The organism is Rhizobium rhizoryzae (assembly GCF_011046895.1).
GTDB classification, from domain to species: Bacteria; Pseudomonadota; Alphaproteobacteria; order Rhizobiales; family Rhizobiaceae; genus Neorhizobium; species Neorhizobium rhizoryzae.
Window position 1 is genome coordinate 56,941 of record NZ_CP049251.1, and the last position, 25,153, is coordinate 82,093.

The 25,153-nt window shown below is 57.7% G+C and carries 23 protein-coding genes, 2 pseudogenes and 1 riboswitch; of the genes and pseudogenes, 12 read left to right on the forward strand and 13 right to left on the reverse strand.

Annotated elements, in window-relative coordinates:
- Window positions 1-2: 2 nt before the first annotated feature.
- Complete coding sequence (locus G6N80_RS22455; protein ID WP_047526010.1) at window positions 3-350, reverse strand: hypothetical protein; 348 nt, start codon at window positions 348-350, stop codon at window positions 3-5.
- A gap of 106 nt (window positions 351-456) precedes the next feature.
- On the opposite strand from G6N80_RS22455, the gene G6N80_RS22460 reads away from it, so the two are divergent.
- The 4 genes and pseudogenes from G6N80_RS22460 (at window position 457) to G6N80_RS23400 (ending at window position 3,863) form a co-directional block, all read left to right on the forward strand.
- Window positions 457-2,121 carry a Mu transposase C-terminal domain-containing protein gene (locus G6N80_RS22460; protein WP_246251540.1) on the forward strand — a complete coding sequence of 555 codons (1,665 nt, stop codon included), beginning with the start codon at window positions 457-459 and terminating at the stop codon, window positions 2,119-2,121.
- Window positions 2,122-2,127: 6 nt separating this feature from the next.
- Window positions 2,128-3,006: a TniB family NTP-binding protein gene (locus tag G6N80_RS22465; protein ID WP_075627925.1), complete on the forward strand. Its 879-nt coding sequence runs from the start codon at window positions 2,128-2,130 to the stop codon at window positions 3,004-3,006.
- A 20-nt stretch (window positions 3,007-3,026) separates the two neighbouring features.
- A pseudogene (locus G6N80_RS23595) lies at window positions 3,027-3,410 on the forward strand (TniQ family protein); the annotation flags it as partial.
- Window positions 3,411-3,581: 171 nt separating this feature from the next.
- Window positions 3,582-3,863, forward strand: a complete 282-nt coding sequence (locus G6N80_RS23400) for a hypothetical protein (RefSeq protein WP_236769788.1) — start codon at window positions 3,582-3,584, stop codon at window positions 3,861-3,863.
- Window positions 3,864-3,977: 114 nt separating this feature from the next.
- Here the strand turns inward: G6N80_RS23400 and G6N80_RS22475 are convergent, their stop codons facing one another.
- Together G6N80_RS22475 and G6N80_RS22480 are read right to left on the reverse strand one after the other, a co-directional pair.
- On the reverse strand, window positions 3,978-4,949 hold the full coding sequence (locus tag G6N80_RS22475) for a malate dehydrogenase (RefSeq protein WP_075627923.1): 972 nt from the start codon (window positions 4,947-4,949) through the stop codon (window positions 3,978-3,980).
- A gap of 30 nt (window positions 4,950-4,979) precedes the next feature.
- Window positions 4,980-5,741 (reverse strand): substrate-binding domain-containing protein, encoded by a 762-nt coding sequence (locus tag G6N80_RS22480; RefSeq protein WP_140831800.1) that lies wholly within the window; start codon window positions 5,739-5,741, stop codon window positions 4,980-4,982.
- A 126-nt stretch (window positions 5,742-5,867) separates the two neighbouring features.
- Between G6N80_RS22480 and G6N80_RS22485 the strand changes: the two genes are divergently transcribed.
- From G6N80_RS22485 to G6N80_RS22510, 6 genes are all read left to right on the forward strand, one after another.
- A complete protein-coding gene (locus G6N80_RS22485; RefSeq protein WP_165137444.1) occupies window positions 5,868-6,755 on the forward strand; it encodes a LysR family transcriptional regulator in 888 nt (295 codons plus the stop codon).
- Complete coding sequence (locus G6N80_RS22490; protein ID WP_165137447.1) at window positions 6,752-7,378, forward strand: uracil-DNA glycosylase family protein; 627 nt, start codon at window positions 6,752-6,754, stop codon at window positions 7,376-7,378. Before G6N80_RS22485 ends, G6N80_RS22490 begins: the two co-directional genes overlap by 4 nt.
- Window positions 7,379-7,495: 117 nt before the next feature.
- Window positions 7,496-8,584, forward strand: a complete 1,089-nt coding sequence (locus tag G6N80_RS22495) for a TDT family transporter (RefSeq protein WP_246251543.1) — start codon at window positions 7,496-7,498, stop codon at window positions 8,582-8,584.
- Window positions 8,585-8,649: 65 nt separating this feature from the next.
- A complete protein-coding gene (locus G6N80_RS22500) occupies window positions 8,650-9,270 on the forward strand; it encodes a DsbA family protein (RefSeq protein WP_165137453.1) in 621 nt (206 codons plus the stop codon).
- Between the two features lie 421 nt (window positions 9,271-9,691).
- Complete coding sequence (locus tag G6N80_RS22505) at window positions 9,692-10,093, forward strand: DUF305 domain-containing protein (protein ID WP_165137456.1); 402 nt, start codon at window positions 9,692-9,694, stop codon at window positions 10,091-10,093.
- Window positions 10,090-11,466 (forward strand): YncE family protein, encoded by a 1,377-nt coding sequence (locus G6N80_RS22510; RefSeq protein WP_165137459.1) that lies wholly within the window; start codon window positions 10,090-10,092, stop codon window positions 11,464-11,466. The genes G6N80_RS22505 and G6N80_RS22510 overlap by 4 nt, the downstream gene beginning before the upstream one ends.
- Window positions 11,467-11,561: 95 nt before the next feature.
- Here the strand turns inward: G6N80_RS22510 and G6N80_RS22515 are convergent, their stop codons facing one another.
- The 10 genes and pseudogenes from G6N80_RS22515 to G6N80_RS22560 all read right to left on the reverse strand — a co-directional run bounded on the left by G6N80_RS22515 (window position 11,562) and on the right by G6N80_RS22560 (window position 19,211).
- Complete coding sequence (locus G6N80_RS22515; RefSeq protein WP_165137462.1) at window positions 11,562-12,341, reverse strand: anti-sigma factor family protein; 780 nt, start codon at window positions 12,339-12,341, stop codon at window positions 11,562-11,564.
- Complete coding sequence (locus tag G6N80_RS22520) at window positions 12,338-12,844, reverse strand: sigma-70 family RNA polymerase sigma factor (protein ID WP_165137655.1); 507 nt, start codon at window positions 12,842-12,844, stop codon at window positions 12,338-12,340. Before G6N80_RS22520 ends, G6N80_RS22515 begins: the two co-directional genes overlap by 4 nt.
- Before the next feature lie 57 nt (window positions 12,845-12,901).
- Entirely contained in the window at window positions 12,902-13,324 is a 423-nt protein-coding gene (locus G6N80_RS22525; protein ID WP_140831805.1) for a nuclear transport factor 2-like protein, read from the reverse strand.
- Between the two features lie 176 nt (window positions 13,325-13,500).
- Window positions 13,501-14,307: a universal stress protein gene (locus G6N80_RS22530; RefSeq protein WP_165137465.1), complete on the reverse strand. Its 807-nt coding sequence runs from the start codon at window positions 14,305-14,307 to the stop codon at window positions 13,501-13,503.
- Window positions 14,308-14,524: 217 nt separating this feature from the next.
- The gene (locus tag G6N80_RS22540; protein ID WP_075627912.1) at window positions 14,525-14,962 is read right to left on the reverse strand and encodes an EamA family transporter; all 438 of its coding nucleotides are present in this window, start codon (window positions 14,960-14,962) and stop codon (window positions 14,525-14,527) included.
- Entirely contained in the window at window positions 14,959-15,348 is a 390-nt protein-coding gene (gene crcB, locus G6N80_RS22545) for a fluoride efflux transporter CrcB (RefSeq protein WP_165137468.1), read from the reverse strand. The genes G6N80_RS22540 and crcB overlap by 4 nt, the downstream gene beginning before the upstream one ends.
- A gap of 10 nt (window positions 15,349-15,358) precedes the next feature.
- Complete coding sequence (locus tag G6N80_RS22550) at window positions 15,359-17,176, reverse strand: voltage-gated chloride channel family protein (RefSeq protein WP_165137471.1); 1,818 nt, start codon at window positions 17,174-17,176, stop codon at window positions 15,359-15,361.
- A 95-nt stretch (window positions 17,177-17,271) separates the two neighbouring features.
- A riboswitch (Fluoride riboswitch) is annotated at window positions 17,272-17,351 on the reverse strand.
- A gap of 72 nt (window positions 17,352-17,423) precedes the next feature.
- Window positions 17,424-17,531: pseudogene (locus tag G6N80_RS23410) on the reverse strand (cytochrome b); the annotation flags it as partial.
- Between the two features lie 37 nt (window positions 17,532-17,568).
- A complete protein-coding gene (gene scpB / locus G6N80_RS22555; RefSeq protein WP_075627909.1) occupies window positions 17,569-18,255 on the reverse strand; it encodes an SMC-Scp complex subunit ScpB in 687 nt (228 codons plus the stop codon).
- A 2-nt stretch (window positions 18,256-18,257) separates the two neighbouring features.
- Complete coding sequence (locus G6N80_RS22560) at window positions 18,258-19,211, reverse strand: DUF1403 family protein (protein ID WP_081177393.1); 954 nt, start codon at window positions 19,209-19,211, stop codon at window positions 18,258-18,260.
- Between the two features lie 124 nt (window positions 19,212-19,335).
- Between G6N80_RS22560 and G6N80_RS22565 the strand changes: the two genes are divergently transcribed.
- Both G6N80_RS22565 and G6N80_RS22570 read left to right on the forward strand, forming a co-directional pair.
- Complete coding sequence (locus tag G6N80_RS22565; protein WP_165137474.1) at window positions 19,336-20,469, forward strand: site-specific integrase; 1,134 nt, start codon at window positions 19,336-19,338, stop codon at window positions 20,467-20,469.
- 533 nt (window positions 20,470-21,002) lie between these two features.
- Window positions 21,003-25,040: an Ig-like domain-containing protein gene (locus G6N80_RS22570; protein ID WP_165137477.1), complete on the forward strand. Its 4,038-nt coding sequence runs from the start codon at window positions 21,003-21,005 to the stop codon at window positions 25,038-25,040.
- Window positions 25,041-25,153: the final 113 nt, after the last annotated feature.

Here is a 25,153-nt window from a genome sequence, read left to right on the forward strand (position 1 = left end):
CATCACCGACGGTCTGGCCTTGGGAAGGACACGACCTTACCGTCCTCGGACTGTATAGGACCGGTAGTATCGAGCACGTGGGCGCCGGTGGGTTTCAGCAATGTCGGCGATACATTCCATTGACGGTTATCATCGGCATGCACCGTCACCGTCTTCTTGTTGCGGCGAATGACGACACCACGGACCAGGACGCCGCCGGGGCCTTCAAACTCCACGCCGCTTCCGACCCGGATTTCTTGAAGGGCTGCGGTGGTTCGCTGGTGGTGCAAATACTGCAAACGCTCGACGATGCGCGCGTTGAGTTCGATGAGGGTTGCCTCGTCCAGGCTGTCGATATCGATCTGCCGCATCTGCTGCGCCCCTGTGGCTTTTACTTTGAGGTTTCAAACTGGAAATCGTCATTAGGCTGTTAGAGTTAGGCGTTATTGGTAGGAACGATTATCGCTAACGATTTCGATGAGGCCAGATGTGCCAAATCCATTTCAATATTGCCGATCGACACCTGCCCGTGAATCTACTGAAGCCGATTGGGCGGCTGCGCGCAGGCTCGCGGACCAACTGGATCGCATCCTGGAAGGATACGGTTCGCGCAAATCGGCCATTGACCGCGCTGCTGCGGAATTGAGGCTGTCGTCCCGACAAATATACAATCTCTTGGCCCGATATCGAACCGACAGAACGGTGACCGCGCTCCTGCCGCGCACATCCGGCCCCCGGCGAAAGCGGATCTCGGCGGACGTCGAAGCTATCGTTGCGAGAACTTTGCAGGAGCAGTGGCTCACCCTCGAAGCGCCGCCATTGGCTCCGGTCGTCGCCGAAATCCGCGCGCGCTGCGAGGAGGCAGGCCTGTCCCAGCCATCGTATGTCACTGTCGCGCGCAGGATCCCTGAATTGTTTTCAGCCGAAACGATCGCGAGGAAGCGCTCGGCCAATCCGAAACATTTGTTGCGGCTGAAGCCACGGCCTGGATACATCCATGCAACAAACCCATTGGATGTCTGCCAGATCGACCACACGCCGACAGATGTAAATTTCGTCGAGGTCATCGATGGGGCCGGGGTTTTCGTCGGGCGGGCGTATCTGACACTGGTGACCGACGTTGCCACCCGTGCCATCCTGGGCTTTTGCCTATCGCTGGAAAAACCCTCGGTGCTGTCGGTGGCGCTTTGCCTTGCGCAGGCGATTTGCCCCAAGGATGGCTGGCTCGCATCGCGCGATATTCGCCATGACTGGCCAATGTATGGAAGGCCCCGGCTGCTTGTGGCCGACTCGGCGATGGAGTTCAAGGGGCATGCTTTTCAGCGAGGCTGCGACGAATACGGGATCCGCATTCGATATCGGGATCGCGCTCGGGTTCACCACGGCGGCGTCGTGGAACGGCTTCTAGGAAAGCTGAACGGTGTGTTGGCAACATTACCGGGCACCACGAAACGTTCCGTGGCAGCTCGTGACGAATATCCTGCCGAACACCGTGCCCGCCTCTCATTTTCCGAATTGGAGCGGTGCGTGGTCCTGGCGATCCTGGATCATAATCGCCATCAAAATCCGAAAACGCTGAACATTCCCGTCAAGGAGTGGGAGCAGCGTGCGGCAGGCCACCCTCATATCATCGACGACCAGCACCATGTGCTGCTCTCCTTCTTGCCGGCCGGTCAGAGGCAATTGTCGCCTCAAGGGATCAGTCTGTTCGCGCTGCACTACTATTCGAGTTGGATTGGCAGGCTGGTGCCGGAACGAGATCGGCTCAGTAAGCTCGAAGTGCGATACGATCCCCGCAATATAAGCCAGATCTTTGTTCGCGACCCCGAAACACAAGTGTTTCGGGCAGTGGAGCGGCGAGATGGCGTGGTCGCCAGTATCACACTGTGGGAGCATCGGGCCGAAAGGGCACGGAGGCGCGACTTGAGCGGCCGATCCAGCGTCGAGATCGTCTCGCTGCGCCGGGAAATGACCACGATTGCAAACACCGCCGGGCTTTCAAAGCGCCGGCTGCGCAATGCGGCGCGGGGCATTTATGCCGCGCCCGCGGAAAAACGAATGGCTGAAACATCGGAATCAGTTCCGATACAAACGATCCAGCAAGAGCGGCCAAAGGCCCGACTACAGGTCGAAGACTGGTAGTCGGCTATGGAAGATCACCTCTTCGAACATGTTCGCCCCTATCTCGACCGCACCATTGAGGAGCGGATCGCGTATATCCGAGCTCCGAGGTGGATCGGGCATCAAGCTGCGATCGAAAGCCATCAGCGGCTATCGGATTTGTTGTCACGCCCTCCTTCACTGCGCACGCAAGGGCTGATGATTGTCGGGCCTTACGCCAATGGCAAGACGATGATCGTCGAACGATTTGCCGTGGATTGCCTGAAGGCCTCCGCAGACCAGAAGGTCTGGATCGTCCAGACCCGGGAAGGTGCAGGACTTGGCCATTTTTACGCCAGCATTCTCCACGCGCTCAACGCGCCGGGCGGCGATGTGTGGACTGTCGGACGCAAAGCGGAGCAGCTCGACCATCTCCTTGCGGCGCTCAGGCCGAAGGTCCTAATCTTTGACGAATTCCACAACGCGCTTAGGGGCCGGCCGCGTGACGTTGAAGCAGTCTTCGCATTTCTGCGTCGCATTGGTCGGCAATACGATATCTCGCCGGTTCTGGTCGGAGAGGTCACGGTTTACGACTACATATGTGCAACCAGCGAGATGGCGAGTCGGTTCGAACTCTTTCCGATTCCGCGCTGGTCGTACGATGAGGCCTACCTGTCATTGTTGGACAGTCTCGAGGCCGCCTTGCCCCTCGCACGCAGCTCGGATCTGTCGGCGGAGCGAAAGGCCCGACACATTCTTGGTCTTTCCGAGGGGCTGATCGGAGAGATCGTCGCGATCCTGACCAAGGCCGCGATTGCAGCAATCCAGGAGGGAGACGAACGTATCACCAGATCCTCCATCGATAACCTGCGGTACATTCCGCTGTCCAAAAGACGGCATGGGCCCATTCGTGAGGCGCTTCTTTGAGCCTGCTTGGGCCGTCACTGATGGTGGTCATTCCGCAGGAGCGCTACCGGGACGTTGTGTATGAACGGTGGCCGGTTAAAGTAGAACCACACGCCGACGAACTCCTGTCGAGCTGGTTACATCGGATCGCTTCTGCCAATGGCGTAGCACCGCGAGATTTTGCGCGCGTTCTTGGACTGCGCCACAGAATGTGGTCTGCCAGGTTCGATTTAAAACTTCAGGACGATGTCTTGGACCAGCTCTCGGAGGGATCTGGAATTCCGAGAGACCGATTGTCGTCAATGGCCTTGCAGCCATGTGATTACAGACACATGCCGCTACCACTGGTCATCAAAGCCCGTCGTGCTGCTTCGACGTGGCTGCAATTCTGTCCTGCGTGCCTCGATTCTGATCAGCCCCCATATTTTCGGAGGCGATGGCGACACTCGACTAGAATCTCCTGCTTTATCCACGGGTGCGGATTACGCGACCGTTGCCCATCGTGCCACCGCGGAATTACTGCCTTCGCTCAGCCACGGCTTGTCGGCCAGCATGTCTGCACCTCTTGCGCTTATGACCTGCGGCGGGCATCCAAGGTGCCGGTGACCATTGAAGCGCAATACTTTGAACAGATAATCAATCGTTCTATCGGTACAGTGGCGAACATCCTGGCGACGAACAATCCGCCGAAATGGCCTTGGCGACAAGATTTGATCGCAGTTCTACCGACTATGTCGGTTTCCAGCCGGATACGCTTGTTCGAGCGCTTCATCCCCGACGACGCCTATCTGGATGAGGGCTTCGTCCTTCCCATTCGGCGGTCGAAGCGGATTATGAAAGATAAAATTGAACCAGCCCGTCAAGCTGCAGCTCGCTGATCGTCGTGGCGGCATTCGCCTCTTCGGAGGCTGGCGCCTATTCTCAGAAATTTTGCGGAGAACAGGCGTGCAATCTCCGCACAGGTTCTGTGCCAGCCTCCCCATCCCACCATATCAGGATAAGGCGTCGCGCTCTCCGACAAGCTCTTCTATCGTTTTGTCCAGCTTACTCTTCTGAAACCCGTCCAGATCGAGACCTTCAACGACGCTATAATCACCGTCCTCGCACATCACAGGTACGCCACACACCAGACCCTCCGGTATGCCATACTGCCCCTGCGATATAACAGCCATCGATGTCCAGCGCCCATCCGTGCCATGCATCCAATCACGCATCTGATCGATCGCTGCATTGGCGGCGGATGCCGCGGACGACGCGCCGCGCGCCTCTATGATGGCGGTGCCACGCCTTGCGATCTCAGGGATCAGCACCTCCTTGTACCAATGGTCGTCGGCGATGGTCTCGGATAAGGGCCTTCCGGCAGCCGTTGCATAGGTCCAGTCGGCAAACATGGTCGGCGAGTGATTGCCCCACACAACGAGCTTGTCGATGTCGCCGACGCCACAGGCGGCCTTGCGCGCCAGTTGGGTCAACGCCCTGTTGTGATCAAGCCGGATCATCGAGCTGACCTGCCTTGGGTTAAAGTCCGGAGCATTGGCGATCAGGATGGAAGCGTTGGTGTTGGCAGGGTTGCCAACCACCAAAATTTTGGCCCGGCGTCCGGCGACTTCGTTGATCGCCCTGCCCTGCACCTTGAAGATCTCTGCATTCGCAGCAAGCAGGTCCCGCCGTTCCATACCCTTTGATCGCGGTCTGGAGCCGACGAGGAACGCCGCATCGACACCTTCGAACGCCTGGCGGGGATCATCCGTCATGACGATGTTGTGCAGCAGCGGAAAGGCGCAGTCTTCCAGCTCCATGACAACGCCGCGTACGGCGTCCTGGGCTTGAGGCAGATCGAGAAGTCGAAGTTCGATCGGCTGCGACTTGCCATAAAGGTCACCATTCGCCAGCCGAAACAGCAGGGAATAGCAGATCTGGCCGGCAGCACCGGTCACAGCGATCTTTTTGGGAGTGGATTGCATTGTCGTTATCTTTCCTGAGACGGTATAGGGTTATTTCGAGGGCGTGGTCCAGCCGGCCTTGGCAAAGATCGCCTTGGCCTCAGGGCCCTGAAGGAATTGCGAAAACGCTTTGGCGTCGGCATTCTTGCCTCCGCGCTCAGTCAGCACGATCCCGGTGTCTCGATAGATGCGATAGTCCGGTTCGACCTCGACGACATCTGCGAGTTTTGGATTGGCGACCTGCCAGATGTTCCAAATGATCCACGCGTCGTAAGACTTGTCCTCGGTCCAGGCTTTTTTGGCTTCGGCACTGTTGGCGGCAAACGTCTTGATATTGGCGCGAAGAGCTTTCACCTTTTCAATGTCGCCGGTTCGTCCGGCCATGTCTTCCCAAAGACCGTTCTGCCCGGCACCATTGACGACAAGCACTTTGTGGCCGGGCTTGAACAGATCGGCGAGGCCGGTGATCTTCTCCGGGTTCCCCGGACGCACCAGGATAGCGGATGGGCGCAGGTAGAGCGGCACGACATCAGCGTCCTTGATCTGGCCGTCCATCGCCTTCACGAAATCCGACATCATCGTCTCGGAGCCGCTGAAGATCAGGTCGGCATTGTCTTTAGCCTTGCCGATCCATTGCGGCGTCGGGCCGGCGGTAACGATAACCTTGTTGTCGGAGCTTTTCTCGAAGGCGGCTGCCGCCTCCTTCATGGCAGGGAGTGGTCCACCGGGACCATAGACGTGGATATCGGCGGCAAGCGTTGGTGCTGTCGTGGCGACAAGAATCGCCGCGCCGGTGATGATGGATTTCAGCATGGTATTTCCTCCGTGTCTGGTAGGAGAAAACTAGCGCCATTCTGCATCAGTTCCATCGCATAATTTTGCTACGAACATTCGGAAAAATCGATTATAACTCGGAGCAGATTCAAGGTTGCTATCTTCATGACCCTCGACCAGTTGCGCATCTTCGCCGAAGTCGCCCGCCAACAGCACATCACCAAGGCTGCCAAAGCGATGAACATGACGCAGTCGGCCGTCAGTGCTGCGGTCATCGCGCTTGAGGAACGGCACGGCGTGGCTTTGTTCGACCGGATCGGTCGTTCTATCGTCCTAAACCAAACCGGAACGATCTTTCTCGAGCATGCACTTCAGGTCTTGGCTGAAGCGAAAGCCGCCGAGTCTGCGCTAAGCGACCTTGCCGGACTTTTGCGCGGGGAATTGTCTGTTATGGCGAGCCAGACTGTTGGCGCCTATTGGCTGCCTTCCAGGCTTGCGACTTTCCACGCACGCTATCCTGGTCTCGGTCTCGACGTCAGGATCGGCAATACCGAGGCGGTAGGCGACGCGGTTGAGGCAGGGCGGGTTGAGCTCGGCGTTGTAGAGGGCGCGGTCGACAGACCGGCCTTGTTGTCGCGCATGATCGCCACGGATGAGATGATCCTCGTCGTGTCGCCAACTCATCCATGGGCCAAAGGCAAAAAGCTCGGAAAGGCCGATTTTGAAGACGCGACATGGGTTCTTCGCGAGCCCGGATCGGGAACACGGCTCGCCTTCGAGACGATGATGACGAAAGAGAAATTGAAGCTGCAGGCGTTGAACGTTGCAATTGTCCTGCCCGGAAACGAGGCCGTGCTCGGCGCAGTCGAGGCCGGCATGGGGGCAACACTGACATCGCGAAGTGCTGCCCAGACCGAACTCAACAGCGGCCTGCTGGTCGAGGCCAATGCTTCTCCGCTTCCGCGCCCATTCTTCCTGCTCCGGCATAAGGAGCGGTATCGCTCCAAGGCGGCCGATGCGTTCGAAGCCCTGTTGTCGGAACAGACACGATGACCTATCGCGGACCTGATACGCTCTGGCACGAGCATCGACGCGAGGAGCGGTTGGCCGCGCTTGACAGCGCGCATATGCAGCCATTGAACGCCTTCCGGGAGCACCTTCAGCTTAACTCCGACCGGGATATGCCGAACTTCGATCCATACGATGGCGGTATCAGCGCAAGACTGCTGATCATTTTGGAGACGCCTGGACCAAGTCCGGTCGAACGCGGCCGGCGTTTCGTTTCGATCGATAACCCGACCGGCACGGCGAAGAACCTGCGCACGGCGCTGACTGGCGCAGGGATATCGCGCCGAGACATCGTTCTGTGGAATACGGTCCCGTGGGTCCGCGCAACCCGAGGCTCGATCGTGGCCAGCGAGCGGCGCGAGGGCATCATGGGACTTGCAGGCCTTCTGCCGCTGCTGCCGAACCTACGTGTCGCCATCCTGGCGGGCGCGGTGGCGAGCGGTGCTGAAGGTGTACTGGTGGATGCCGGCATCGAGGTGATCCTCTGCCCCCATCCGAGCCCGACGCTGATCAATACCTCGCCGACGCTGCGCGACCGCCTTCACGCGGCTTTCGAAGCTGCCGCCGCAAAACTCGATCAATCGAAAACAGCGATCGAAATATCCTGAAATATGCGTTGGAACTGATTGATCTACCCTCGTATTTTCTCCTCAACGATCAGGAGAAATTCGATGCACAAGGTTGTTGCCTTCAAGAGGCCGGTCACGCCAGCCCCGGACGTTCCTATGCAGGGCTACGTCATACGGAACTTTACGCCAAATTGGTTCGCGACCACGATGGGTACCGGCATCCTTTCGGTCGCTCTCGCACAGTTTCCTGGGCATCCGTGGCTTTTCGCGATGGGTCAGGCGCTTTGGCTCTTCAATATCCTGCTATTTGTTACCTGCACAACGCTCTACACGGCACGCTGGCTGCTCTATTTTCATGAGGCAAGCCGCGTCTTCTCGCATTCTGTCGTGTCGATGTTTTTTGGCTGCATCCCGATGGGACTGGCAACCATCATCAATGGCTTTCTGATCTACGGCATCCCGCATATCGGCGACACGGCGGTGGCGATCGCAACGATGCTCTGGTGGATCGACGTCACACTTTCGCTGGCCTGCGGTCTTGCAATCCCGTTCATGATGTTTACGCGCCAATCGCACTCGATCGACCAAATGACAGCGGTCTGGCTGCTGCCGATCGTGGCGAGCGAGGTGGCGGCCGTCAGCGGTGGCCTGCTTTTGCCCCACATCGCCGACGCTCAAACGCAGTTGACGGTGCTGATGACCAGCCTGGTCCTATGGGCCTGCTCGGTTCCGCTGGCCATGAGCGTGCTCGTGATCCTTTTCCTGCGCATGGCGGTCCACAAGCTTCCGCATGTCAACATGGCCGCCTCGAGCTGGCTGGCTCTCGGCCCGATCGGAACCGGTGCCCTTGGTCTTCTCGTCATGAGCCAGGCCGGACCCGCCGTGTTGTCGGCGAATGGATTGGCGAGCGTTGCTCCGGCCTTCGGTGGTGCCAGCTTCCTCGGCGCGATCCTCCTGTGGGGCTACGGCATCTGGTGGCTGGCGACTGCTGTCCTGATCACCTTGCGCTACCTTCGCGAGGGCCTGCCATTCAATATCGGCTGGTGGGGCTATACCTTCCCGCTTGGCGTGTTTGCCGTCGCCACGCTTCGTCTCTCAACGATGGTGCCGATGTCGTCTATCGCAATCTTTGGCGCGGTTCTTGTTATTGCACTTGTCTGCATGTGGCTGCTGGTCGCGGCCAAGACGATCAAGGGCACTCTTGACCGCTCGCTCTTCGTCTCGCCCTGCCTCAAGGCCGACTGATGATCGAAACACTCCGGCATTGCTCATGCCGGAGTGTTTTTTCTCGTAACCGAACAGGAGAAGACATGACGTTTCGTATGATGGCCGTGATCGTCGGCATTGCTTTGGGATGCGTGACATCGGCCAAGGCCGAAACCTTGCAGGATTTGATGAACCCGGCCGTATTCCAAGACAGCTTCGTTGGCGAGAAGACCGCTCCAGTGACGCTTGTCGTCTATTCCTCCCCAACCTGCAGCCACTGCATCGACTTCCATGAACGAGACCTGCCGAAACTGCAGGATACATATGTCGCATCGGGTAAGTTGAAGATCGCTTACCGGCCCTTCGTGCGAAACTCGGTGGATGCCGTTATCTTCATGCTGGCGAATGCGCGGGGCCGAGACAAATTCGACGAGACGGTATCGTCCTTCATGACGAAATTCGATGAGATTGCCGGCGCCGCCAATGCCGAGGATGCATTGCGCGAGATCGCCGCTAGCATGGGCATCAACCGCGCGGGTTTCGATCGCGCTGTCGCCGATCAGGCCTATCTCGACAAGCTCAATGCTGCGACGACCGAAGCGAACAAAAAATTCGGCGTGGCCGGCACGCCATCGTTTTTCGTCAACGGCCAACAGGTTCGGATTGAAATGAGTTTCAACGAGGTCGCTAAAGCAGTCATGAAAGCCACCGCCAGCCTGGAGTGAAACCAAAATCTGAGAGTGGCGGAATTCTCTGAGGGAAGTTTTCCTACGATCGACCAGGCTGGTTTTCCTCTGAAAAGACGGACGACTGGGCGCCGTCGTCGAACGGCTTAGAATGTCTGCTTTTTCGCCCTGTTCCAACCGGCCGTTCATTCTCCATACCGCAATCCGCTGCGGGTATCGCCCTCAGACATCGTTCACATGCAGATTAGATGCAACGCGCGTGATCCTCTTGGCGGCATATGAGCAAGCAGTATTTGGGCACGCTTCGAGTCAAGATCCGCCTTCCATAATTCTTAGCGCAGACCGGCATAGTGCCGCGCGTGCCAACCGCTCACGCCGACGTGAGGAAAAATACGGATGAGCAATGGAATAAACGGCGACCCACAGCGTTCTTATCCACTCAAGCCAAAAGGATTCCGCCATGCGCGTCTACAGTTTCATACTTGTTGCCAGTTTTGCCATTGTGGGAAGTGCAACTGCTGAGCAGTCCCACGACCACCATCCGGCGATGAGCATGGAAGATAGCGGCACTTCCACTGCGTTCTCCAAAAGCATGAAGGTCGCCATGGACAAAATGCATGCCGGCATGATGGCGGTACCCGAAACAGGCAATCCAGACCACGATTTTCTGGCGCAGATGATCCCACATCACCAGGGCGCCATCGACATGGCCAAGGCTATGTTGCTCACCACCAAAGATCCGCAGATCCGAAACCTCGCCCAGTCGATCATCACAGAGCAGGCTTACGAAATTCAGTTGATGAATTCGATGCTCACACAACAGCGCGGCTCCGTCGCCGCCAACCCGGAGACTTCGAAATGAAACGTTCCGCAGCCCTGCTGATCGCCCTGATGGCGAGCACCCCAGCCTTTGCCCTGCCCGAATCCAAGGACCGGGTCTATGCTGCTGACCAGAACAGCAACACCGTATCTGTCATCGATCCATCGACCAACACGCTTCTCGGCCTGATCAAGCTCGGCGACCCACGCCCGAATGTCTTGAGCCCGCTCTACAAGGGTGAGGTCAACGTCCACGGCCTTGGCTTCTCGCCGGATCACCGCACTATCGTCGCCGTCTCGACCGTGACCAATTCCGTGACCTTCATCGATACCGAGACAAACAAGATCAAAGGCGTCGCCTATATCGGCCGCAACCCGCACGAGGCCTTCTTCACGCCGGATGGCAAACACGTCTGGGCAACAGTGCGGGGCGAGGATTACCTTTCGGTCATCGATGCGAAGACATTCAAGGAGACCGATCGCATCAAGACCGAAAGCGGTCCCGGCATGACGATCTTTACGCCAGACGGCAAGCGCGCCTTTGTGGCCAACAGCTTCAATCCGGTCGTTCAGGTGTTCGATGTAGCGTCGAAAAAGCTGCTTGCATCCATTCCGGTGGTCTCGCCATTCTCGCCTTTCATTCAGGTGACGCCAGATGGAAAGGAAGCTTGGCTAACCCACAAGGATGTCGGCAAGGTGACGCGGATTGATACCAAGACATTGAAAGTCAAGGGCGTGATCGATAGCGGTCCGATCACCAACCATCTGGCGTTCGCCAAAACATCCACCGGAACATTGGCTTATGTGACCATCGGCGGCGAGAACGTCGTAAAAGTCTACACGCTAGACGACGAGGCCAAGCTGATAGCCACCATTCCCGTCGGCGCCCTGCCGCACGGTGTCTGGGGTTCTGGCGACGGCAGCCGCGTCTTTGTTGGCCTTGAAAACGGCGACGCGGTGGACGTGATCGACACGCAGAAGAATGAGAAGATCGCCCATATCCCCTCAGGCCAGGCCCCACAAGCGCTGATCTACGTTCCGGATGCGGTCCCGACAGGCGATGGCCGCCAAAACCTTGAACCACGCAAGGACATGCCGGAGAACATCACACTTATGCTGAAGCCTGCCGCAGATGCGCAAGGCGGCGGCATGGTCGTCTCGCGCAATCTTGGCCTGATCGATATCGTAGATCTCAGCGTATCGAAATTGAAGCCGGACACGGCTTATGCGCTGTTGTTCGAAGGTCAGCCGGAACCGATCGTGGCGTTCAAGACGGATGCCAAAGGTGCCGCGATGGCATCGGCCACCAGTCCGACCCGCTCCATCGTTAAACCGGGCGAAGCCTCCAAGACACCTAAGGTTATCCTCGTTGAGGGAACAGAACCGTCAGCAACTACGGTCTTGCAGAGCAACTAACAGTTTGGCTGCCTGTTAAAGGCAACCCCGAAACAAGTTGACTGCGGCGTTCGTACAATGCCGCAGTCATTTTTGACATTGAGATTGACCCGGTTTCAAATCATTCCTTGATAAATCGCAGTTGCGATCGGAAGGAGCTTTGCCCGATCGACCGAGGCGGATACCGCGAAATCGAACCCCTGATCCACCCAGACAAAGCTGGACACGCCGTTTTTCTCTTCAAACGTGAACGCTGTCTGCGCTGATTGGCCGGCGCGTAGATAAACGGCCAGCCTCTCGCCTTTGTCATCCTCGTACATGAGTTGTGCAGCCGCAGCGCCACCGCCCGGAAGGACGCGTCCGCCGAGCAGCTTATACCCGAATGCCGAAAGGTTCGGTGGCGTCAGTGCCCGGCCGGATCGCTTCGACAGCCATGTGACCAGATGTGCCTCGTCATCCGCTCCAACTTCGACCGGATGGGCTACTTCGACCACGAAGGTCCGATAGGCGTCAGATGCATTCGCGGCAAAACCCGCCTCGGACAATCGCGCTGCGTTGATTTGCACGCCTTCAGGCTTTAGCCACCAGCCACCGGCCAGGCCTATTCCCAGGAAGATGCAAGCGGTCATGGCGGAGCGATACCAGCCTCGTCTTCGCAAAGCTGCGTTGGACTGAAGGTTGGCGATGCGCAGCCGCGCTGGAATGGGCTCTGCGAATTTTTCAGACAGCCGCACACGTAAGGCTTCCCGGTCCGCAAGCTGTTGCGTGACCCTTGCGCTCACTTCAGGATGACCAGCAAGATAGGCGTCGACAAGCGCCTGACGGTCAGGCGGTAGCTTTCCGTCGATGTAAGCCTGAAGATCATCTTCGCCGATCGGCGAACCGGTGTTCATCATTTTACCCTTCGCAAGGTCGCGGGCGTCTTGTTGTCTAGGATAGATCGGAATTTCTGCCTGGCGCGCGACAGCCGGGACATCACGGTTCCGACCGGCACACCAATGACGGCAGCAGCCTGCTCATAGGACAGATCCTCGACGCCGACCAGAAGCAGAAGCGATTTTTGATCGTCGGAAAGCCTATCGAGCGCTTCGAGTATATCGCGCACGGCAATGCCATGATCCTGATCGGCTGGCGATCCGGGGAGCGTGACGGTATCGAGGTCGTGGTGTGGACCCCGGCGCTGGGATTGGCGTCCAGCCGAAATGTGCAGGTTTCGCATGATGGTAAACAGCCATGCCCGCAGGTCACCATCAGTCCGGCGCAGATACCAGCGTGATATCGCACGCTCAAGGCAATCCTGCACGAGATCGTCGGCGCGGTTGTGATCACGCAGAAGCGCGAAGGCATAGCGTCGCAATGCCGGTATTTCAGCCTCCAGTCGCATCGCCATTGTCGACATCATCAGCCCTTCGGATCGGTGGCCACACCGGCGAAGCCGGCATGGCCACCCGTCGCCTTACTTTGCAGGCGGGTTGACCTGCCAGATTTCGTCGACAAGTTTTCCGTCACGATAGGTCATGATGTAAAGAACGGGAACCTTGTTCTTGCCGGCAAAGACAACATTCGCGGCAACGGTCGCGCCCTTGGGATTGGCTGCCTCCCAGAGTTCACCGACTGTGGCGGTCTGTTCGCCCTGTGCCGTCGAGAATTTGGCCCAGACTTCCGCAATCGCCTTTTCCGACGCATAAGTGCCGTCGAGCGGACCACCAATCCAGGCAAGGGAAGGATCCTTGCCGTAGTCTTTGGTGATTGTCGCGACATCGCCCTTGGCAATCGCTTCGATACGGGTCTTGGCCATGTCCATGGCAGGGCCAGCAAGGGCTGCACCGGTAGACATGAGAAAAGCGAGCGGCAGAGCCATCAGAACTGTTTTGCGCATAGTGTGATCTCCTTGTTGAAATGACAGCAGAGAGACGCTGGCAATCACGCGTTATTCCACCCGGCAGCAAAATAATTTTTCACTCTTTCACTGCGCTCAAGGATATGGAACTCTTTTTTGCTTGTAGAACGGATTCCTTGGGCGAAGTTCCACATGAAGATGCGTCGTATTTGGGCCTAATGGCAAAGAAAAGCGGGCAAACTTGTGTGGTCCATCACTGTCTTCGTGGCCCCGCCAAAGACGGCCTCAAGAAATGCGCCATGACGGTAGGCGCCCATCAAAAGTGTATCGGCACCGCCCCTATTGGCCTTTTCCAGAAATTCGTCGGCGTTTTTCGCCACGGAGGTCTGCAGCCGCCCTGTCCCGCTGACATGCAGTGACTGAATGAACCCAACCGCCTCTGGGACTTCGTTCTCGTGTGCTGCGAGAATTACCAATGTATCAGCAGCGCGGAGCCAAGCTCTGGCCTTTTGAAGGCAAGAACGTATTTCGTCATCGTCCCTCCAGAAAATGGCAATCGAGCGGCCGAAAGAAACCGCAGTTCCGTTAGTATCCGGCGTAAAAACCACCAGCCTATGATGATCAAAGAGCGCCGCATGCAGGGCGTCGCCGCCGTCCATCGATTGCGGGCGGGCGATGGTCACCAGATCGGCCGATCCGAGATGATTGCGGACACCGTCTTCTTCTCCACCATCAGCTTCCACCCACTCGACCTTGGCGCCAGCCGGCGACGGTTCACGCCCTGCCGACCACTCCTCGAAGATCTTTCTGACCTCGTTCCGTCGCTGAGAGGCCGTGCCCTCATCGCGGATCCGCATTTCCTGCATGTCGACTTCCTCTACACTGCCTCCGGACTTGGCGGGATCGACGCAAACATGGAGCGCCGTGATTGTTGATCCCGGTTCGACCGCTGATGCAGCGTCGGCGATCAGCAGGCTGGAAAGGGCTGTTTTAGGATGTGGGATGAGCGCAACAACGTGCATGGTGTTCCTCCTGATTCAGATTTCCTGCGACGCAGCTTCTGCGTCCCGTTCGTCTCGTGTTCGAAATGAGCGATACCGCCATCGCCCATCCGTCGGCTCCCATCGCCTCCACACGACTTCCAGCCAGAATATACGATCATCCTCTGGTAGAACTGCGTGCCACGCGTACCAGACCTGCCAGATGGGGAGACGGAGTGGGTTCGACATCTGGTCTGCTCTAGGCGCGGTAAGCGACGAGGACAGCGCCGCAGGCAATCAGGCAGACGCCAAGCCAATTGGGGAGCGACAGACGCTCCCCCAGAAAGAGTACGGCAAAGATTGCGACAAAGACGACACTGAGCTTGTCGATCGGCGCAACGCGTGCGGCATCACCGAGTTTCAACGCCCGGAAATAGCAGATCCACGACGCGCCGGTTGCCAGGCCCGATAGAACAAGGAAACTCCAGCTACGGCCGGACACCGTACCCGGCGATTGCCAGTTTCCGGTGACATAGACCATCATCCCGGCGGCGGCCAGAATGACGATCGTGCGAATGAAAGTCGCGAAATCGGAATTGACGTTTTCGACCCCGACTTTTGCGAAGATAGCCGTCATTGCCGCAAAGCCAGCCGACAATAGCGCCCAGAAGGGCCAGCCAAGAAGAATACTTTTCATGCCGTTTGACCTCCAACCATACCACGCACCAGCGCCATGCCAGCGAACACTGCAATGAATGCCAGGATGACAGAAGCGCTGGCGTAGAGGATGGCGGCGCTAGTCTCTCCCCTTTCCCAAAGCCCTACAGCATCCAGCGAAAACGTCGAGAAGGTCGTAAAACCGCCAAGAATGCCGGTTGTCAGAAACAACCGCAGTTCCTGCGGCAGCCCGGTTCGCATGACAAAAATCTCCGTCAGGATACCCATCAGCAATGACCCGATGATATTGATCGATAAGGTTGCCCATGGAAAACCAAGTCCGAGCAGATGGGCCACTATAAGGTTCACACCATGGCGGACGGCACCACCGACGCCTGCACCCAGAAATACGATGACAAATCCCATGATCGCTTCCTCAGAACGTGCTGGATGACGACAAGCGACCCGACAGCGCGTCTTGCGCCGCAATCTCTTCACCCAGGACTTCCCACTGCTCGATATGCTTGTAGATGACCACCTTGCGGTATAGCAACTCACCGTGCGTCCGGCAGAAGGTCTCGAGATCCTGCTTCGGCGCGATCAGTTCGACGCACATGGTGAGATTGGGGTTCTGGATCTCCACACCTTCTGACTGCATCTTGCCGTGGTTGCTGTATCCGAACGTCGTGTGATGAGCGACCGCATTGATGATCCCTGCCGCTTTCGCCTGGATCACAAGTTCACGATAGAGCGGCTTGCTGCCGAACCAGCGCTTAGCCGCCTTCACTTTCTCCCCTGGGCGAAGATAGATGCGCACCATGCCGAATTCGCGTGAGGAGACGGTGTGGGTCATGACGATAGGCCTTTCGGTCAGATTGGCGTGAATGGAGAGGGAATTTGCATGCGTTGCCACAGGCGCGGGCGTTCTGCCGCCCTTCGTGCGGATCGCGCGCACCGGAACACCGGTCGGCAGGTCCGAACCAGCCGATTTGACGACGCCGATACGCTGAGACAAATAGATGCTCGAATGGCCGCTGAAGAGGTAGGCGAGAAAGCAGGCGGTGGCGATATAGACGCCATGGGTGGCCCCGAAGAGTTCAATCCCCATGACCATGCAGGCAAGTGGCGTGTTCGTTGCGCCAGCAAAGACGGCGACGAAGCCAAGTCCCGCCATCAAATCGACCGGGGCGCCGAGAAGCCCGCCGAGCGCACTGCCAAGCCCTGCACCGATGAAAAACAGCGGCGTCACCTCACCACCCTTGAAGCCGGCCGAGAGTGTGATGATCGTGAACAGTGCCTTCCACAACCAGCTCCAGTAATCGACGTGATCAGGGCGGAAGAAGCCGAGAATGGTCGGGTCCGCCGGATCAGGCGACCAGACCCCCAAGCCAAGATAGGCTCGAGTTCCAAGAAGATAGGTCAGGCCGATCAGGACCAGCCCTGCGAGGACGGGCCTTAGCGGCGCGTACCTGATCACCTTTTTCAAGAGGGCCGACAGATCGTGGCTGGCCTCGGCAAAGAGATGGGCGACCAACCCGAATATCACCCCTGCCAGAGAGACTTTGGCCAACAGCCATCCGTCGAGATTGAAGGCGCCGCCGATATCGGAATTGGACAGATAGGCGATATGATACTGGATATGACCGATACCCCAGGCATGACAGGTCCAGTCGGCCACGATGGCCGCCATCAGAGCAGGCAGAAGGGCCTCATATTGCATGCGCCCGATGGTCAGCACCTCCAGCGCAAAGATCGCGCCGGCGATCGGCGTTCCGAAGACTGCCCCAAACCCTGCCGCGATACCTGCCATCAGGAGGATGCGGATGTCGGCGTTTGATAGCTTGAACAGTTTGGCAAGGGCGCTGGCGATACTACCGCCCAGCTGAACCGCCGTTCCTTCGCGTCCGGCCGACCCTCCGACAAGATGGGTGAGTACAGTCGAGACGAGGACGAAGGGCGCCATGCGTAGCGGCACGCCGCCACCTGGCTCATGGATCTGGTCGACGATAAGATTGTTGCCGGCCTCAGCCGTCCCGCCGAAGCGCCCGTAGGCCCAGACCATGGCAAAACCGGCGATCGGCATCAGAAAGATCAGCCAGGGATAGGCGAAGCGCAGTTCCGTGGCGCGATCAAGGCTCCAGAGGAAAAAGGCGACAAGGGACCCGACAATCATCGCCATCGGGACGGTGACCGCGACCCATTTGCCGATGCTCTGGATTTGCTGAAGGCGCAGGCTGGAAAACTGACGGATCATCACGCGAGCGCTCCAGAAAAAGCGCACGCCACAACGACGATCGAATTCGATAGTTGGTAATCTGACACAACTCTACCCCCCTGCCGGCTGCGGCAAATTGAGTAGGAGTCATCAGCTTCATCCTGCGAAGCGGTTCGGCCACCATGGCCCGGCAGAATCCATTACCGAAAACTTGAGTAGATGAAGTCTGGTGCCGCGTCAACATGGCCGAAGCTGCAGCGGCAGCCGGAAAGGCGCGGATCAGATGCTAGCCGCTCGTCATGCGACGCAGGACATCTGTCCGGAAATAAAAATGCTGTGCCAAAGCACCAACGGCGTGCGCAGCGATCGTCGCCCGCAGGATCGCCTTCAATACCTGTGGAGTGCGCAATGCGGTACCAAGCCGAAAGCTGTCAATCTTCCAACATGTCGTCCCCGATGGCCGGGTCAGTATCCACCGAGCCACCCTGCTTACTTAAGAGACCAGCGTCTTCCAGGGCCTCGATATTTGGCAGGTCCCGCAATGTCTCCATGCCAAAGGCCGAGAGGAAATATGGCGTCGTGACATAGGTATATGGGGCGCCCGGCGTGGGGCTCCGTGGGCCGGAGCCGATAAAACCTGCTCCACGCAAACCGCCGATCGTATCGCGGCTGACGTCCTTGCCAAATATCTTTGACAACTCACCGCGCGTGATTGGCTGGTAATATCCGACAGCCATCAGCACCATCGCCTCAGATTCAGACAACGCTGCCACACCGCCTCGCGTAGGCGCGGACGAAGCACGGATCGTCTCGGCAAACCTTGGTCGGCTCCGGTGTTGCCACCCGCCTGCGACCGAGACCAGTTCATAAGGGCGATCTCGCAGCTCTCCGACCAGGTCGTCGATCAGCAGGTCGATGCTGCAGTCTTTGCCGACCACCCGCGCCAGAGTCTCGCGGCTGACCGGCTCGGAGGACGCAAAGATGACCGCCTCGACCCGCATCATCCATTCCCGCCAGCGCATTTCCGACGGCAAGTCCAGGAGCTCGCGATCATACAGGATCTCCTGCTTGCGTTCCTCGGCTTTACGGCGGGGTTTGGCTGCGCGCGCTCCTGCCATTGTCACAATCCAAATATTCGGAAGGAGGACCGGCCCGAGAGCTCGCGTATCGCCTCAAAGCCTTCGAGCCGCTCGAACAGCCGGCTTGCCGCCCATCGTGACAGGCTGGCCCCGGCTGCCGAAGCGGATACAGCGTCTTCGTTCAACAGCCGACGGATGACCGGTTCAGCTCCTCTGGTCCTGACTTTGGCTGCGATGGCCAACAAACGGCTAGCGCGGCGATCGATCTCCGCAGCGGAACGAAGTGCCAGTTCGGCGCCATCGACAATCGCCATGCAGATCGCTTTCGAATAGGTTGACTCACCCGGCTTGACGCGACCCCGGCCACCGATGGTGCGGAAAGCTGGGCCAAAGCGCTCGGGTAGCACCAGGGGAACTGGTTGAGACCAGTTCAGCTTCTGAGCCAGCACCATCTCGCCCAGACCAAGTGCTAACACTTCTGCGTCCGGGCGAGCCGCAGAAATCGCCATTATAAGGTCCGCCACCGCGAAAGGTGCCGAACGCCCGGACTGGATGGCAGAATCAACGAGATCAGGGACCGAGGCAAGATTGTCGTCCCACCGGATCGATAGAAGCGTGGCCAATTCCTTTATAAACGATGTGCCCGGCATGCCGATCCGGCGGGATAGCATTCGTGTGGCCAAAAACAGCTTCCCGGCAGGACCGGGATCACCGTCCGCGGGCGTCAACAAAACGGCGTCCCGCAGCGCGGGCTCTTCCTCGTTGCGACCGAGCATCCTGGCCGCGACGGCGGCTGACTTGAGAGCAAGACGATCACGCCAGCAGCCTATCCATGGTGTATTCGAACGGATCAAATCGTCGAGTGATTTCAGCGCGATACCTGCGGCGAAAGCAGCATCCCGCTCGTCAATGTCACGGCCACGCGCCAGCGCCCAGCTTGGGAGGTGGCCGGGCCATGTGGAGGTGGCAGAGGACGCAGATGTGATCGAATCCATGCGCAGCAGCATAAATCAGATGTGCGGTTTTTGCTAGTTATTTCCTAATAAACCGCACAGCCTGTCGCGACGATAAAATGTCCGATAATGTTGCATTATCGGACATAATGCTCATTATAGAGAGATGGCCCAAATCATCGAGCAAAACACCGAAATTCACGTCGAGGAGACCTCAGCGCCGTCTCTCAGCACGGCGCCTGAGCGCGATGTTTCCGCTCCAGAGGTGTCGGGCGAAAGCCCCCTCCCCTCTCTCGCCGTTCAGAACCAGACGCCAGCCCATCTTGCAAGCCTTGCTGATCGCGCCCGGGGTTATGTTGAAGCCGCCAGTTCCGCCAATACGCGCAAAGCCTACGCCGCCGACTGGAAGCATTTTGCTGCTTGGTGCCGGCGGTCCAATCTTGCTCCGCTCCCCCCGCTCCCGCAAACAGTTGGACTCTATATCACCGCCTGCGCCTCCGGGACGGCCGAGAAAGAAGCCAAAGCCAATTCCGTTTCAACAATCGAGCGCCGCCTTTCCTCCCTGTCATGGAATTATGCGCAGCGGGGGCTTGCCCTCGATCGTAGGGACCGTCACATCGCAACCGTTATGGCCGGGATTCGCAACAGCCATGCCAGGCCGCCCGTCCAGAAGGAGGCGGTCATGGCAGAGGATATCATCGCCATGGTCGAGACCCTTGATCGCGGTTCTCTGCGTGGCCTGCGCGACCGTGCCATGTTGCTGGTCGGCTTTGCCGGTGGTCTTCGTCGCTCCGAGATCGTTGGCCTTGATCTGAAGGCAGACCAGACCGAAGACGGGCGCGGCTGGATAGAAATCCTCGACAAGGGGATGCTCATCACCCTGCGCGGCAAGACCGGGTGGAGAGAGGTTGAGGTGGGCCGCGGCTCGTCTGACGCGACCTGCCCGGTCGCCGCGATCGAGATTTGGATCAAGTTCGCCAAGCTTGCGCACGGTCCACTCTTCCGTCGCGTGACGGGACAAGGCAAGGCAGTTGGGCCAGAACGGCTGAATGACAAGGAAGTAGCTCGGCTGGTAAAGCGGGCCGCGATGGCTGCCGGCGTTCGCGGTGATCTCAGCGAGATCGAGCGTGCGTTTAAGTTCTCCGGTCACTCTCTTCGTGCTGGTCTCGCCTCTTCTGCCGAAGTCGATGAGCGGTATGTCCAGAAGCAACTGGGGCACGCTTCCGCAGAGATGACCCGCCGATATCAAAGACGACGTGATCGCTTCCGCGTGAATTTGACCAAGGCTTCAGGGCTTTAGCTGGCCCCCTCCCCTTCTCCGCATGAAATCTTAAGCGGAGATTTCAATGCCGAATTTCTCGCTTAGCGCTTCAATTGAAATCGCAAGCTAAAAGCCACAGCTACCTTCTACAAAAAACAATCACATATATAACCACCGATAAGTAACCCTTATCGGGGGTTAGATATCCTATTTGGAATGGCTGCCATCTTCTGCGTCAAGGCGGCAGCCTGCGCGATAAAAGTCAATGTGATCCTCACGAATGGTCGCCTTCGCCTCTGCCGCCATCGGCGCAGCGAATTGCCATCGTTGCGCATCGCAACGCTGTTATCTTCGCAAATGCAACGGCCCAAAATAGGCGAAGCAGACTTATAATCGGCTGAAAATTCGTGGCAGCGTCACGACGCAACAGTCAGAACGGTCCACGGCCAGTGAGGATCAACCGGAAACGATTTGTTTATTAACTAACTCATAAAGTTAATAATTGATTAGCTTTGCAACTCGTGTTGAAGACAGGATCTAGAATCTCTGCAGTCGAGAAGTCGGAGCCCGTCATGGCAAGCATTCAAGGCATCTATCTGTCACTCTTCGGTAGGCCTGCCGATCCCAGCGGTCTCGCTTACTTCAGCAACATCACGAAAGACGGCAGAGATCTGTCAGCGATAGGCAATCTAGCCGGGACGGCTGAATACCAGGTCCGCTTCTCTGGAATGACGAACGAGCAGGTCGTCAACTCGATCTATGAAAGCCTGTTCGGCAGACCTGGCGAGGCCGAGGGGATCGGTTACTGGGTCAAACAGATTCAGGCTGGCCGCTTTACGATCAACAACATTGCCATTGCAATTCTCGATGGCGCACAAGGCAGCGACCTCGCGACAGTGAACGCCAAGATCAGTGCTGCTAACCTGTTCACGGCACGTCTTGATCTTCCATCGGAAGTTTCCGCCTACATCGGAAGCGGCGCGGCCACGATCGCACGCGAATTCATCTCGACAATCAACAAGGACAATGTTTCGACAATCGCCTCGGTCGATGCTGCAATCTTGAAAATTGTCAGCCTTGCGGGCCAGGGCTCAGCGGGTGGAAACGATACATCTGGTGGCACCGTTCAACCACCAGCCCCGAACAGCGCCCCTTCAGCTGCTGACATATCTTCCGCGACCGATGAGGACAATCCGGTCAGCATTGCACCTGTTGCGCGCGATGTGGATGGCGATCCTCTGAGCTTCGGCATTGAGGCAGGCAAGGGCCCGAGTAATGGAAGCGTTGTCTTCAACGCCCAGACCGGCAAGTTCGATTACACGCCCGCCAAGGACTTCTTCGGAAGCGACAGCTTCACCTACACCGTCAGCGACGGAAAGGGCGGAACCACATCCGCTACGGCATCCATCACCATTAAACCTGTCAACGATGCGCCCATTGCAACGGACCTGTCCGTCACAATCGATGAGGACAATCCGGTCAGCATTGCACCTGTTGCGCGCGATGTGGATGGCGATACCCTGAGCTTCGGCATTGAGGCAGGCAAGGGTCCGAGCCACGGAAGCGTCATCTTCAACGCCCAGACCGGCAAGTTCGATTACACGCCCGCCAAGGACTTCTTCGGAAGCGACAGCTTCACCTACACCGTCAGCGACGGAAAGGGCGGAACCACATCCGCTACGGCATCCATCACCATTAAACCTGTCAACGATGCGCCCATTGCAACGGACCTGTCCGTCACAATCGACGAGGATAATCCGGTCAGCATTGCACCTGTTGCGCGCGATGTGGATGGCGATACCCTGAGCTTCGGCATTGAGGCAGGCAAGGGCCCGAGTAATGGAAGCGTCATCTTCAACGCCCAGACCGGCAAGTTCGATTATACGCCCGCCAAGGACTTCTTCGGCAGCGACAGCTTCACCTACACCGTCAGCGACGGGAAGGGTGGAACCACATCCGCCACAGCATCCATCACCATTAAACCTGTCAACGATGCGCCCATTGCAACGGACCTGTCCGTCACAATCGATGAGGACAATCCGGTCAGCATTGCACCTGTTGCGCGCGATGTGGATGGCGATACCCTGAGCTTCGGCATTGAGACAGGCAAGGGCCCGAGCAACGGAAGCGTCATCTTCAACGCCCAGACCGGCAAGTTCGATTATACGCCCGCCAAGGACTTCTTCGGCAGCGACAGCTTCACCTACACCGTCAGCGACGGGAAGGGTGGAACCACATCCGCCACAGCATCCATCACCATTAAACCTGTCAACGATGCGCCCATTGCAACGGACCTGTCCGTCACAATCGACGAGGATAATCCGGTCAGCATTGCACCTGTTGCGCGCGATGTGGATGGCGATCCTCTGAGCTTCGGCATTGAGGCAGGCAAGGGCCCGAGCAACGGAAGCGTCATCTTCAACGCCCAGACCGGCAAGTTCGATTACACGCCCAACAAGGACTTCTTCGGAAGCGACAGCTTCACCTACACCGTCAGCGACGGAAAGGGCGGAACCACATCCGCTACGGCATCCATCATCATCAATCCGATCAACGATGCGCCTGCGCTCAGCGACATGACGGCGTCCACAGATGAGGACAATTCCGTCTCGTTCAAGCTGCAGGCCGTCGATCCGGAAGGTGACCGCCTGTCCTTCACAATCGAGAGTGGGGTTAGTCACGGAAGTCTGCTGCTGAATACCGTGACCGGAGACAGCACCTATACGCCCAATAAGGACTTCTTCGGGACAGACACCGCATCGTTTCGCGTCTTTGACAGTAAAGGGGCATTCACGATCGCCAAAGTGGCCTTCACGGTCAATCCGATCAACGATGCACCCATAGCAACAAACCTTTTCGTCACAATCGACGAGGATAATCCGGTCAGCATTGCACCGGTTGCGCGCGATGTGGATGGCGATCCTCTGAGCTTCGGCATTGAGGCAGGCAAGGGCCCGAGCAACGGAAGCGTCATCTTCAACGCCCAGACCGGCAAGTTCGATTACACGCCCAACAAGGACTTCTTCGGAAGCGACAGCTTCACCTACACCGTCAGCGACGGAAAGGGCGGAACCACATCCGCTACGGCATCCATCATCATCAATCCGATCAACGATGCGCCTGCGCTCAGCGACATGACGGCGTCCACAGATGAGGACAATTCCGTCTCGTTCAAGCTGCAGGCCGTCGATCCGGAAGGTGACCGCCTGTCCTTCACAATCGAGAGTGGGGTTAGTCACGGAAGTCTGCTGCTCAATACCGTGACCGGAGACAGCACCTATACGCCCAATAAGGACTTCTTCGGGACAGACACCGCATCGTTTCGCGTCTTTGACAGTAAAGGGGCATTCACGATCGCCAAAGTGGCCTTCACGGTCAATCCGATCAACGATGCACCCATAGCAACAAACCTTTTCGTCACAATCGACGAGGATAATCCGGTCAGCATTGCACCGGTTGCGCGCGATGTGGATGGCGATACCCTGAGCTTCGGCATTGAGGCAGGCAAGGGTCCGAGCAACGGAAGCGTCATCTTCAACGCCCAGACTGGCAAGTTCGATTACACGCCCGCCAAGGACTTCTTCGGAAGCGACAGCTTCACCTACACCGTCAGCGACGGAAAGGGCGGAACCACATCCGCTACGGCATCCATCATCATCAATCCGATCAACGATGCGCCTGCGCTCAGCGACATGACGGCGTCCACAGATGAGGACAATTCCGTCTCGTTCAAGCTGCAGGCCGTCGATCCGGAAGGTGACCGCCTGTCCTTCACAATCGAGAGTGGGGTTAGTCACGGAAGTCTGCTGCTCAATACCGTGACCGGAGACAGCACCTATACGCCCAATAAGGACTTCTTCGGGACAGACACCGCATCGTTTCGCGTCTTTGACAGTAAAGGGGCATTCACGATCGCCAAAGTGGCCTTCACGGTCAATCCGATCAACGATGCACCCATAGCAACAAACCTTTTCGTCACAATCGACGAGGATAATCCGGTCAGCATTGCACCGGTTGCGCGCGATGTGGATGGCGATACCCTGAGCTTCGGCATTGAGGCAGGCAAGGGTCCGAGCCACGGAAGCGTCATCTTCAACGCCCAGACCGGCAAGTTCGATTACACGCCCAACAAGGACTTCTTCGGAAGCGACAGCTTCACCTACACCGTCAGCGACGGAAAGGGCGGAACCACATCCGCTACGGCATCCATCATCATCAATTCGATCAACGATGCGCCAACCGCGAAGGATCTCGTCCTCAGTACCTCGTTGAATAAATCGGTCTCCTTCAAGATCGAGGCATTGGATGTAGACAACGATCGCCTAACCTACATCATCGATAGTGGAATTGCTCACGGAAGTCTGCTGCTCAATACCGTGACCGGAGACAGCACCTATACGCCCAATAAGGACTTCTTCGGGACAGACACCGCATCGTTTCGCGTCTTTGACAGTGCTGGCGCCTTTACGTTAGTGAAAGCTACGTTCACGGTTATCAAACCTGGTGACCAGTTGGTTCTAACTGGATCTGCACAATTGCTGTCCGACCAACATACCGATGTCGGAATCGTGGGTGCAACGCCCGTTTATCAGGATGTTGCCTTGGCATAAGCCGCTCCCGATCGACCTGTCTACCTAACGGAAGCTGTATAGGTTAAAGTAGCGCCGCTAAGGCAGATGCAGAATAAGCGCGCAATAGATCAGATCTGTCCGTCGAATCGCAG

What these genes read in the sequence shown, in the direction of transcription:
- G6N80_RS22520 (WP_165137655.1), bottom strand. Translation starts at nt 12,844, where the DNA reads ATGTCGACAATGGCGATGCGACTGGAGGCTGAAATACCGGCATTGCGA.
- G6N80_RS22560 (WP_081177393.1), bottom strand. Translation starts at nt 19,211, where the DNA reads ATGGATTCGATCACATCTGCGTCCTCTGCCACCTCCACATGGCCCGGC.
- G6N80_RS22570 (WP_165137477.1), top strand. Translation starts at nt 21,003, where the DNA reads ATGGCAAGCATTCAAGGCATCTATCTGTCACTCTTCGGTAGGCCTGCC.
- G6N80_RS22485 (WP_165137444.1), top strand. Translation starts at nt 5,868, where the DNA reads ATGACCCTCGACCAGTTGCGCATCTTCGCCGAAGTCGCCCGCCAACAG.
- crcB (WP_165137468.1), bottom strand. Translation starts at nt 15,348, where the DNA reads ATGGGATTTGTCATCGTATTTCTGGGTGCAGGCGTCGGTGGTGCCGTC.
- scpB (WP_075627909.1), bottom strand. Translation starts at nt 18,255, where the DNA reads ATGGCAGGAGCGCGCGCAGCCAAACCCCGCCGTAAAGCCGAGGAACGC.
- G6N80_RS22465 (WP_075627925.1), top strand. Translation starts at nt 2,128, where the DNA reads ATGGAAGATCACCTCTTCGAACATGTTCGCCCCTATCTCGACCGCACC.
- G6N80_RS22480 (WP_140831800.1), bottom strand. Translation starts at nt 5,741, where the DNA reads ATGCTGAAATCCATCATCACCGGCGCGGCGATTCTTGTCGCCACGACA.
- G6N80_RS22495 (WP_246251543.1), top strand. Translation starts at nt 7,496, where the DNA reads ATGCAGGGCTACGTCATACGGAACTTTACGCCAAATTGGTTCGCGACC.
- G6N80_RS22475 (WP_075627923.1), bottom strand. Translation starts at nt 4,949, where the DNA reads ATGCAATCCACTCCCAAAAAGATCGCTGTGACCGGTGCTGCCGGCCAG.
- G6N80_RS22530 (WP_165137465.1), bottom strand. Translation starts at nt 14,307, where the DNA reads ATGCACGTTGTTGCGCTCATCCCACATCCTAAAACAGCCCTTTCCAGC.
- G6N80_RS22500 (WP_165137453.1), top strand. Translation starts at nt 8,650, where the DNA reads ATGACGTTTCGTATGATGGCCGTGATCGTCGGCATTGCTTTGGGATGC.
- G6N80_RS22540 (WP_075627912.1), bottom strand. Translation starts at nt 14,962, where the DNA reads ATGAAAAGTATTCTTCTTGGCTGGCCCTTCTGGGCGCTATTGTCGGCT.
- G6N80_RS22515 (WP_165137462.1), bottom strand. Translation starts at nt 12,341, where the DNA reads ATGATGAACACCGGTTCGCCGATCGGCGAAGATGATCTTCAGGCTTAC.
- G6N80_RS22565 (WP_165137474.1), top strand. Translation starts at nt 19,336, where the DNA reads ATGGCCCAAATCATCGAGCAAAACACCGAAATTCACGTCGAGGAGACC.
- G6N80_RS22460 (WP_246251540.1), top strand. Translation starts at nt 457, where the DNA reads ATGAGGCCAGATGTGCCAAATCCATTTCAATATTGCCGATCGACACCT.
- G6N80_RS22510 (WP_165137459.1), top strand. Translation starts at nt 10,090, where the DNA reads ATGAAACGTTCCGCAGCCCTGCTGATCGCCCTGATGGCGAGCACCCCA.
- G6N80_RS22455 (WP_047526010.1), bottom strand. Translation starts at nt 350, where the DNA reads ATGCGGCAGATCGATATCGACAGCCTGGACGAGGCAACCCTCATCGAA.
- G6N80_RS22550 (WP_165137471.1), bottom strand. Translation starts at nt 17,176, where the DNA reads ATGATCCGTCAGTTTTCCAGCCTGCGCCTTCAGCAAATCCAGAGCATC.
- G6N80_RS22505 (WP_165137456.1), top strand. Translation starts at nt 9,692, where the DNA reads ATGCGCGTCTACAGTTTCATACTTGTTGCCAGTTTTGCCATTGTGGGA.
- G6N80_RS22490 (WP_165137447.1), top strand. Translation starts at nt 6,752, where the DNA reads ATGACCTATCGCGGACCTGATACGCTCTGGCACGAGCATCGACGCGAG.
- G6N80_RS22525 (WP_140831805.1), bottom strand. Translation starts at nt 13,324, where the DNA reads ATGCGCAAAACAGTTCTGATGGCTCTGCCGCTCGCTTTTCTCATGTCT.